Source organism: Streptomyces sp. NPDC059853 (genome assembly GCF_042731495.1).
Classification (GTDB): Bacteria; Actinomycetota; Actinomycetes; order Streptomycetales; family Streptomycetaceae; genus Streptomyces.
In genome coordinates this window covers 1-8959 of the sequence record NZ_JBHWJL010000221.1, presented here as the reverse complement: position 1 = coordinate 8959, position 8959 = coordinate 1, and the positions used below count along the sequence as shown (strand labels likewise).

6 protein-coding genes and 1 pseudogene are annotated in these 8959 nt (G+C 74.8%); 4 read left to right on the top strand and 3 right to left on the bottom strand.

Annotated features, from left to right (window positions below):
* From ACFV5N_RS20430 to ACFV5N_RS20415, 4 genes and pseudogenes are all read left to right on the top strand, one after another.
* A pseudogene (locus ACFV5N_RS20430) lies at positions 1–488 on the top strand (hypothetical protein); the annotation flags it as partial.
* 63 nt (positions 489–551) lie between these two features.
* Positions 552–1238, top strand: coding sequence for a helix-turn-helix domain-containing protein (locus tag ACFV5N_RS20425; RefSeq protein WP_385601698.1), 687 nt, complete (start codon positions 552–554; stop codon positions 1236–1238).
* Positions 1239–1315: 77 nt separating this feature from the next.
* On the top strand, positions 1316–2074 hold the full coding sequence (locus tag ACFV5N_RS20420; RefSeq protein WP_385601696.1) for an HAD family hydrolase: 759 nt from the start codon (positions 1316–1318) through the stop codon (positions 2072–2074).
* A gap of 5 nt (positions 2075–2079) precedes the next feature.
* A complete protein-coding gene (locus ACFV5N_RS20415) occupies positions 2080–4599 on the top strand; it encodes a glycoside hydrolase family 65 protein (protein ID WP_385601693.1) in 2520 nt (839 codons plus the stop codon).
* A 13-nt stretch (positions 4600–4612) separates the two neighbouring features.
* Here the strand turns inward: ACFV5N_RS20415 and nirD are convergent, their stop codons facing one another.
* Genes nirD through ACFV5N_RS20400 form a run of 3 tightly spaced genes read right to left on the bottom strand, consistent with a single transcriptional unit; the run spans position 4613 to position 8711 of the window.
* Positions 4613–4969 (bottom strand): nitrite reductase small subunit NirD, encoded by a 357-nt coding sequence (gene nirD / locus ACFV5N_RS20410; protein WP_385601690.1) that lies wholly within the window; start codon positions 4967–4969, stop codon positions 4613–4615.
* Entirely contained in the window at positions 4969–7563 is a 2595-nt protein-coding gene (gene nirB, locus ACFV5N_RS20405; protein ID WP_385601687.1) for a nitrite reductase large subunit NirB, read from the bottom strand. The genes nirD and nirB overlap by 1 nt, the downstream gene beginning before the upstream one ends.
* Entirely contained in the window at positions 7563–8711 is a 1149-nt protein-coding gene (locus tag ACFV5N_RS20400; protein WP_385601701.1) for an NAD(P)/FAD-dependent oxidoreductase, read from the bottom strand. The genes nirB and ACFV5N_RS20400 overlap by 1 nt, the downstream gene beginning before the upstream one ends.
* Positions 8712–8959: the final 248 nt, after the last annotated feature.

Below are 8959 nucleotides of genomic sequence, written 5' to 3'. Positions count from 1 at the left end.
GGTTCCGGTACTTCGAGTGGCCCTGCGACTTCGACGTGACCCGCCGCGACCCGGTGGAACCCGGCCTCACCCTGCGCTCGGGCGCCGCCCTCACCCCCGTCGCGGGCTGCGGCGCCGGCGGCAGCTACTTCCTCGTCGACGGCGCCTCCCTCCTGTACGCCTCCTCCGAGGGCGAGTGCGCCCTGCTCGCCGACTCGCTGCGCACCGCCCTGGAGCTGATGACCGCGGTGCCGTTCTGGAAGGAGTACCTCCATCTGAGCCCGCCCCGCCGGGCCCGCCCGGTCGCCGGGGTGCTGGCCGAACTGGACGAGGAACTGTCCGGGCTCCCCGAGTTCGACCCGGCCCGCGGCCGCTCTGCCGCCCGCGCCCTCGGGCTGGCCCCCGGCGACCGCGTCGCCCTGCTCACCGGACTGCGCGAGTCCATCGAGCGCACCGCCCCCGGATACCTGCTGCGCGACGCCGGGGGCGACCCGTACACCGTGTTCTGACCCGGTGATCGACGAGCGGCCCGCCCGCCCCCGCGCCATGCTGGGTGAGGGAGGTGGTCGCCCATGGCAGGACCACGGTCCGGGCACCGCGCGCACCCGCGTCAGGCGGCGTTCGACCACCGCACGGACGTCGGCCGCCGCGTCGTCCTGCTGCGCGAGAGGCTCGGACTCAGCCGCGAGGAGGTCGCCCGGCGGGCGGGCATCGCTCCCGAATACCTCGCCTACCTGGAAGAACACCCGGCCGAGCCCAGCCGCAGCTCCCTCACCCGGGTGGCCCGCGCCCTGGACACCACCGTCGCCGAGCTGACCGGCTCGGACGTGGCCTCCGGCGGCGGCCGGGCCAACCGCGAGGCGCGCCTGGTGGCCCTGAACGCCACCGAGTCCCGGGCCCGTATCCCCGACTACGGCGTCGGCCGGATCGGCGTGGACAGCGACAGCGGGCCCGGCATCTACCCCGTCAACTACTCCATCGTCGGCGACAGCGTCGTCCTGCGCACCTCCGCCGGCTCCCCGGTCGCCTCTGCCGCCGGGCACCGGGTGGCCTTCGAGGTCGACCACATCGACGAGGCCCTCAGCCAGGGCTGGAGCGTCCTCATCGTCGGCCACGCCTCCCTCGTCACCGACGAGGAGACCCGCCGCCAGCTGGACGAGGCCGCCCACACCGAACCCTGGGCGGGCGGCGACCGGCAGCTGTGGCTCCGCATCCGGCCCGAACGCGTCTCGGGCAGCGAGATCACGGCGGACTCCTGACCCGGCCCGCCCCCGCCCCGCACGGCCCCCGCCCGCTGCCGTTGCCGACCTGGCGAACAGGGGTTCCCATGGAAACCATGAGTGCCATCACCGTTCCGGAGCTGGAAGCGTGCCGGGCCGTCGTCTTCGACACCGACGGAGTCATCACCGACTCGGCCCCCGCGCACGCCGCCGCCTGGAAGGCGGCCTTCGACCCGGTCTGCCGCGAGCACGGCCAGCCGCCCTTCGACCCCGGCGAGGACTACCGGCGCTACGTCGACGGCAAGTCCCGGCTCGACGGCGCCGCCTCCTTCCTCACCCAGCGCGGCATCGGCCTGCCCTTCGGCGACCCCGACGACCCGCCCGGCACCGGCAGCGTCTGCGCCGTCGCCGCCCGCAAGGAGGAGGAGTTCCTGCGCCGCCTCACCGACGGCTCCGTGGACGCCTGGCCCGGCACCGTCCGCCTGCTGCACGCCCTCTACGAGGAACGCGTGCCCTGCGCCGCCGTCTCCTCCTCCCGGCACGCCCGCGACCTGCTCGCCCACACCGGCGTCCGCACCCTCTTCCAGACCGTCGTCGACGGCAACGACGCCGCCCACCTCGCGCTGCGCGGCAAACCCGACCCGGCGCTCTTCCTGGAGGGCGCCCGGCGGCTCGGCGTGCCCCCGGACGCCTCCGCCGTCGTCGAGGACGCGCTGGCCGGCGTCGAGGCGGGCCGGCGCGGCGACTTCTCCCTCGTCATCGGCGTGGACCGGGCCCGGACCGCCACCAGCGCCACCGACCTGCGCGACCACGGCGCCGACCTCGTCGTGACGGACCTCGGCGAACTGCTGGCCCCCGACGACGGCGGGAGGTGAGCACGGTGACCTCCATCGAACTGAGCCGGCTGACGAACGAGTGGATCTGGGCGTACGAGGACTACGACCCGCGCAGCGAACGGCTGCGGGAAGCCCTGTGCACGCTCGGCAACGGATACTTCGCCACCCGGGGCGCCGCCCCCGAGGTGACCGCGGGCGCCGCCCACTACCCCGGGACGTACGTGGCCGGCTGCTACAACCGGCTCACCTCGCACGTCGCCGGACGCGATGTCGAGAACGAGGACATCGTCAACCTCCCCAACTGGCTGCCGCTGCGCTTCCGCATCCACCCGGACGACGGGCCGCCCGGACGCTGGTTCTCCCCCGACCGCGAACGCCACGGACTGCTGCTGTACCGCCAGTGGCTCGACCTGCGGCAGGGCACCCTGCACCGGGCGCTGCGCTTCCGCGACGCCCACGGCCGGCACCTCGGCGTGGAACAGACCCGGCTCGTGCACATGGGCGATCCGCATCTGGCCGCGCTGCGCACCACGTTCACCGCCGAGGACTGGCGCGGCACCGTGGAGATCGAGTCGGCCATCGACGGCACCGTCGCCAACACCGGCGTCGCCCGCTACCGCGACCTGGCCGGCTCGCACCTCACCAAGGTCAGGACGGGCGCGGCGCCCGACGCCGCCGACACCGTGTGGCTGCACTGCCGCACCACCCGCTCGGCCATCCATGTCGCCCTCGCCGCCCGTACCCGCTGCCGGGCCGGGCGCCGCAAGCCCGAACAGGTACGCACCAAACTGGCCGGCCGCCGCGCCGCCCAGCGGCTCACCGTCCCCATCGGGCCGCGGAAGCCGGTGACCGTGGAGAAGACCGTGGCCCTGCACACCTCCCGGGACCGGGCGATCAGCGGCCCGCTGGAGGCCGCGGTCGAACGCGTCGGGTTCGCCGGGGACTTCGACACACTGCTCGGCTCGCACGCCGCCGCCTGGGAGCGGCTGTGGCGGCGCGCCGACGTCGAGGCGCCGGGCGAGGCCGGGCACATCCTGCGGCTGCACCTGTTCCACGTCCTCCAGACGCTCTCCCCGCACACCGCCGACCTGGACGTGGGCGTGCCCGCGCGGGGCCTGCACGGCGAGGCGTACCGGGGCCATGTCTTCTGGGACGAACTGTTCGTCCTGCCCTATCTGAACCTGCACTTCCCCGAGGTGTCCCGGGCGCTGCTGACCTACCGGTACCGCCGGCTGCCGCAGGCGCTGCGCGCCGCCCGCGCGATCGGCCGGGACGGTGCCCGCTTCCCGTGGCAGAGCGGCAGCGACGGCCGCGAGGAGACCCCGGAGGTGCACCTCAACCCGCGTTCGGGGCGCTGGCTGCCCGACCACTCCCGGCTCCAGCACCATGTCGGCTCGGCCATCGCCTACAACGTGTGGCGGTACGGGCAGGCCACCGGCGACACCGGGTTCCTGCACGCCGAGGGCGCCGAGATGCTGGTGCAGATCGCCCGGTTCTGGGCCGACTCGGCGGTCTTCGACGACGATCTGGGCCGGTACCGCATCAAACGGGTGGTGGGCCCGGACGAGTACCACGAGGGCTATCCGGACGCGGACCGCCCCGGCCTGGACGACAACGCGTACACCAACGTCACCGCCTCCTGGGTGCTGGCCCGCGCCCTGGAGCTGACCCGCGAGCTGCCCGCCTCCCGCCGCGACGAGCTGTTCGACCGGCTCGACATGCGGCCGGGCGAGACCGAGATGTGGGACGACGTGTCCCGGCGGCTGTACGTGCCCTTCCACCGGGGCGTGGTGAGCCAGTTCGCGGGCTACGGCGACCTGGCCGAGCTGGACTGGGACGGGCTGCGCGCCCGGCACGGCGACATCCGCCGGCTGGACCGCATCCTGGAGGCGGAGGGCGACAGCGTCAACCGCTACCAGGCGTCCAAGCAGGCCGATGTCCTCATGCTCGGCTACCTGTTCACCCCCGCCGAACTCGGCCGGCTGTTCGGCCGGCTCGGCTACGACGTGGACGACGCGACCTGGCGCCGCACCGTCGACTACTACCTGGCCCGTACCAGCCACGGCTCCACGCTCAGCGGCCTGGTGCACGCCTGGGTGCTGGCCAGGGCCCGGCACCGGGACGCCTGGGAGCAGTTGCAGGAGGCGCTGGCCAGCGACGTCGCCGACATCCAGGGCGGGACGACGGCCGAGGGCATCCATCTGGGCGCCATGGCGGGCACCCTGGATCTGCTGCAGCGCGGTCTGACCGGCCTGGAGACCCGGGACGGGGTGCTGTGGATGGACCCGGCGCCGCTGCCGGAGCTGTCGGAGTACGGGTTCTCGATGCGCTACCGCAGCGACGGCGGCATCCAGGTGCGGATGAAGCCGGGCCAGCTGTGGGTGGGCGTCCCGCCGTGGGAGGAGGAGCCGGTACGGGTGCAACTGGCCCGGGGGCACCCCCGGCCGGAGGCTGGGGGAGGCTACGCCGGGCCGGACGGGGCGGGCCCGCCCGACGGCGTCGGCTTCGAGGTGGCCCCGGGCGAGAACCGGCTGATGCCGCTGCCGGAGAGCACCCTCTCCTGACACCGGGCAGGCCCTATGCTTCCCCGGCCTCCGCCCGGATCCGCACCGGGTGGACGGGCACCGAGCGGGCCGGGTCGTCGTCGTCCAGGCAGCGCCCGGTGCGCAGATCGAACCGCTGCTTCAGCAGCGGCGACGCCACGAAGGCCCGCCCGCCCGCCGACCCCAGCAGCCCGCGCGACAGCACGTACGCGCCGGTGAACGGGTCCCGGTTGCCGATCGCGTACGCCGTGCCCGAGCGGTCGGTGAACACCGCGATCTGCCGCCCGTCCGGCAGCAGCGCCGCCACCCCGCGCCCCGGCACCAGACCGTCCGCCGCGCACACCGGCACCCACCGCGTCCCGCACCTGACCTCGATCCGGTCCCCGGCCATCACACCCGCCCCCCGACCGGGATCTCCGGGCCGGACAGCAGCACCAGATCCGGCTTGCTCTGCCCCCGCTCCGGCACGAACCGCACACTGGGGTCCGGGACGCCCGGCGCGTTGACGAAGGACACGAACCGCCCCAGCTTCTCCGGGTCCTCGATCACCTGCGCCCACTCGTCGCGGTAGCCCGCCACATGCGCCGCCATCAGCGCCTCCAACTCCTCACAGATGCCGAGCGAGTCGTGCACCACGACGTCCCGGACATGGTCGAGACCGCCCTCGATCCGCTCCAGCCACACCGAGGTGCGCTCCAGCCGGTCGGCGGTGCGGATGTAGAACATCAGGAACCGGTCGATGAGCCGCACGAGTTCGGCGTCCGACAGGTCCTGCGCCAGCAGGTCGGCGTGCCGCGGGGTGGCGCCGCCGTTGCCGCCGACGTACAGGTTCCAGCCGTTCGCCGTGGCGATCACCCCGAAGTCCTTGCCCATCGCCTCCGCGCACTCGCGCGCGCAGCCGGAGACCCCGGACTTGAGCTTGTGCGGGGAGCGCAGCCCCCGGTAGCGCAGCTCCAGATCGATGGCCATCCGCACGCTGTCCTGCACCCCGTAGCGGCACCAGGTGGAGCCCACGCAGGACTTGACGGTGCGCAGCGACTTCCCGTAGGCGTGTCCCGACTCGAACCCGGCCTCCACCAGCCGGCCCCAGATGGCGGGCAGCTGGTCCACCCGGGCGCCGAACAGGTCGATGCGCTGCCCGCCGGTGATCTTGGTGTAGAGGCCGAAGTCGCGGGCGACCTCCCCGATGACGATCAGTTTCTCCGGGGTGATCTCGCCGCCCGGGATGCGCGGCACCACCGAGTAGGAGCCGTTGCGCTGGATGTTGGCGAGGAAGTGGTCGTTGGTGTCCTGGAGGGCGGCCTGCTCACCGTCCAGCACATGGCCGCCGGCGCCGATGGACGGCGCGAGGGAGGCGATGATCGAGGCGACCGCAGGCTTGCAGATCTCGCAGCCCTCGCCGCCGCGCGCCGCCTCGCGCCCGTGGCCGTCCAGGAGCTGCCGGAAGCCGGTGACGCGCAGCGCCAGCACGATCTCGTACAGCTCCTGGCGGGTCTGCGCGAAGCAGCCGCACAGGCCGCTGTCGATCTCGGCCCCGCCGGCCGCCAGTTCCTCGTTGACCAGCTGGCCCAGCACCTTGACGCAGCTGCCGCAGCCGGTGCCCGCCCGGGTGCACTTCTTCACCTCGGGCAGCGAGGTGCAGGCGTGGTCGGTGACGGCGGCCCGCACGGCGCCCTTGGTGACGTTGTGGCAGGAGCAGATCACCGCCTCGTCGGGCAGCGCGCCAGGGCCGAGCGCCGTGGGCGGCGCCAGCCCGGCGGGCAGCACCAGCTGCTCGGGCGGGGCGGGCGGCACGCTGCCGGTGAGCGGGCGCAGCATGCCGTAGGAGTCGGCGTCCCCCACCAGTACCCCGCCGCGCAGGGTGCCGTCCTGCCCGATCACCAGCTTCTTGTACACCCCGGAGCGGGAGTCGGCGTACACCACCTCCAGCGCGCCGTCCGCCGTGCCGTGCGCGTCGCCGAACGAGGCCACGTCGACCCCGAGCAGCTTCAGCTTGGTGGAGGTGTCGGCCCCCGTGAACCCGGCCGTCCCGGCCGCGTCCTGCCCGGCGATGGCCCGGGCGGCGGTGGCGGCCATCTCGTAGCCGGGCGCCACCAGCCCGTACACCCGGCCGTCCGCCGCCAGCGCGCACTCGCCGATCGCGTACACCGCCGGGTCGGACACCGAGACGCAGCGCTCGTCGACGGCGACGCCGCCGCGGTCACCGACCGCGAGACCGGCCGCGCGGGCCAGCGCGTCCCGGGGGCGCACCCCGGCGGAGAAGACCACCAGATCGGCGTCCACGGACGAGCCGTCCGACAGGTCCATGCCGCTGACCGCGCCGTCCTCGGGACGAGTGCGGATCCGCTGCCCGCCGACGCCGGTGTGCACCGTCAGCCCCATCTCCTCCACGGTGCGGCGCAGCGCCGCGCCGCCGCCCTCGTCCACCTGGACGGGCATCAGCCGCGGGTTGAACTCCACGATGTGCGTAACAAGGCCGAGCCCGCGCAGCGCGCCCGCCGCCTCAAGACCCAGCAGCCCGCCGCCGACCACCACCCCGGAGCGGGTGCGGTCGGACGTGGCCCACTCCTCGATGGCCAGCAGATCCTCGATCGTGCGGTACACGAAGCACCCGGCGGCGTCCCGGCCCTCCACCGGCGGCACGAACGGCGCCGACCCGGTGGCCAGTACGAGTGTGTCGTAGCGGATCACCCGGCCCGAGCGGGCGGTGACCGTACGGGCGGCGCGGTCGATGGACTCGGCCGGATCGGACAGCAGCAGCTCGATGCCGTGCTCCCGGACGAACCCGGGCGGGGTGAGGGAGAGTTCGTCCGGGGTGACGCCCGAGAAGTACGAGGTGAGCCGCACCCGGTCGTAGGCGGGCCTGGCCTCCTCGGCGAGCACGATCACCCGGGAGCGGGCGGTGACGCCGCGCTCGGCCAGCTCCTCCAGGAAGCGCTGGCCGACCATCCCGTGCCCGATGAGCACGATGGTGTCCGTGGACATCAGTTACCTCCGTCGTGGGTGAGCAGATGGAGCAGGGGGGTGGCGGGCAGCGGCTCGTCCGCCTCCCACGCGCGGGCGAGTGTGCCGACCGCGCCGAGATCGCCGACCAGCACCCCGCCGCGCAGCCGGTCGCCGCGCACCACGAGGCTGCGGTAGGTGCCCCGGGTGGCGTCGGCGAGCCGCACCGTGTCGTCGCCCGGGTCGGCGCCGGGCGTACCGAAGGCCGCCAGGTCGATCGGTCCGGGCAGGGAGAGCCGGTACAGCGGGCGGGAGCCGCGGTAGCCGGCCGCCGGGTGGCCGGCCAGCACCTCGGCCAGCACATCCGCCTGTTCGAGCGCGGCCGAGGCCAGCCCGTAGGCCCGTCCGGCGTGTTCGGCGCAGTCGCCGACGGCGTGGATGTGCGGGTCGGAGGTCCGCAGCCGGTCGTCGACCAGCACCCCGCCGGTGGCGCCGGTGCGCAGCCCGGCGTCGCGGGCCAGTCCGGTCAGCGGCAGTGCACCGCAGGCCAGGAGCACCGTGTCGGCGGCCAGTTCGCAGGAGTCGGCCAGCCGGACCGCCCCGGGCAGCAGCCGCCGTACCCGGCACGCGGTGTGCACCTCGACGCCCAGCGCCGTCAGCCGCTCCCGCAGCACGGCGGACGCCCCGGCGTCCAGCTGCCGCTCCATGAGCCGTTCGCCCTGCTGCACCAGCACCGTCTCGGTGCCGCGCACCGCGAGCGCCGCCGCGGCCGACACCCCCGACAGGCCGCCGCCGATCACCACCGCCCGCGCGCCGGGCGGCGCCAGGGCGTCCTCCAGGGTGCGGAACGCCCGGACGCCCTCGGGCAGGACGCCGTCGTGCAGCGGCGGCAGCACCGGCGCGGCGCCGGTGGCCAGCACCAGCGTGCCGTACGGCTCGGACGAGCCGTCGTCGCACCGGACCGTACGGGCGGCGGTGTCGATCGCGGTGGCCCGCACCCCGGCGCGCCAGCGCACCCGCTTGCCCGGCTCCGGCAGGGCGATCACCTCGGGCCCGTACTGTCCCGCGAGCACACCGGGCAGCAGCACCCGGTTGTACGCCGGGCCCCGCTCCCCGGCGATCACGGTGGTGGGCGCGTCGATCCGGCGCGCCAGCCGGGCGGCGGCCATCCCGCCGCCGACGATCACCACTTCTGCCATGCCCCGAGCGTGCGCGGGCCGCGTTACCCGTCCGCATCACCCCCGTTTCCCCCGGGCAACGCTGCCCTCAGCGTCCCCGGCGGCCCGCTGTGAGCCGCCCGCGAAGGGCTTAAGGTCCGCTCAGCACCGCCTTATGCCCCGCTTAACGGCCGCCCCGGCCACCGGCGGCGGCCGTACGCTGCCGGTCATGAAGGCGACCCGTCCGGCGCCCCCGCGCCCGGCCCCGCGCACCGCCGGGC

Coding starts and splice junctions, on each gene's coding strand:
- ACFV5N_RS20420 (WP_385601696.1), top strand. CDS start 1,316: ATGAGTGCCATCACCGTTCCGGAGCTGGAAGCGTGCCGGGCCGTCGTC.
- ACFV5N_RS20425 (WP_385601698.1), top strand. CDS start 552: ATGGCAGGACCACGGTCCGGGCACCGCGCGCACCCGCGTCAGGCGGCG.
- nirD (WP_385601690.1), bottom strand. CDS start 4,969: ATGGCCGGGGACCGGATCGAGGTCAGGTGCGGGACGCGGTGGGTGCCG.
- nirB (WP_385601687.1), bottom strand. CDS start 7,563: ATGTCCACGGACACCATCGTGCTCATCGGGCACGGGATGGTCGGCCAG.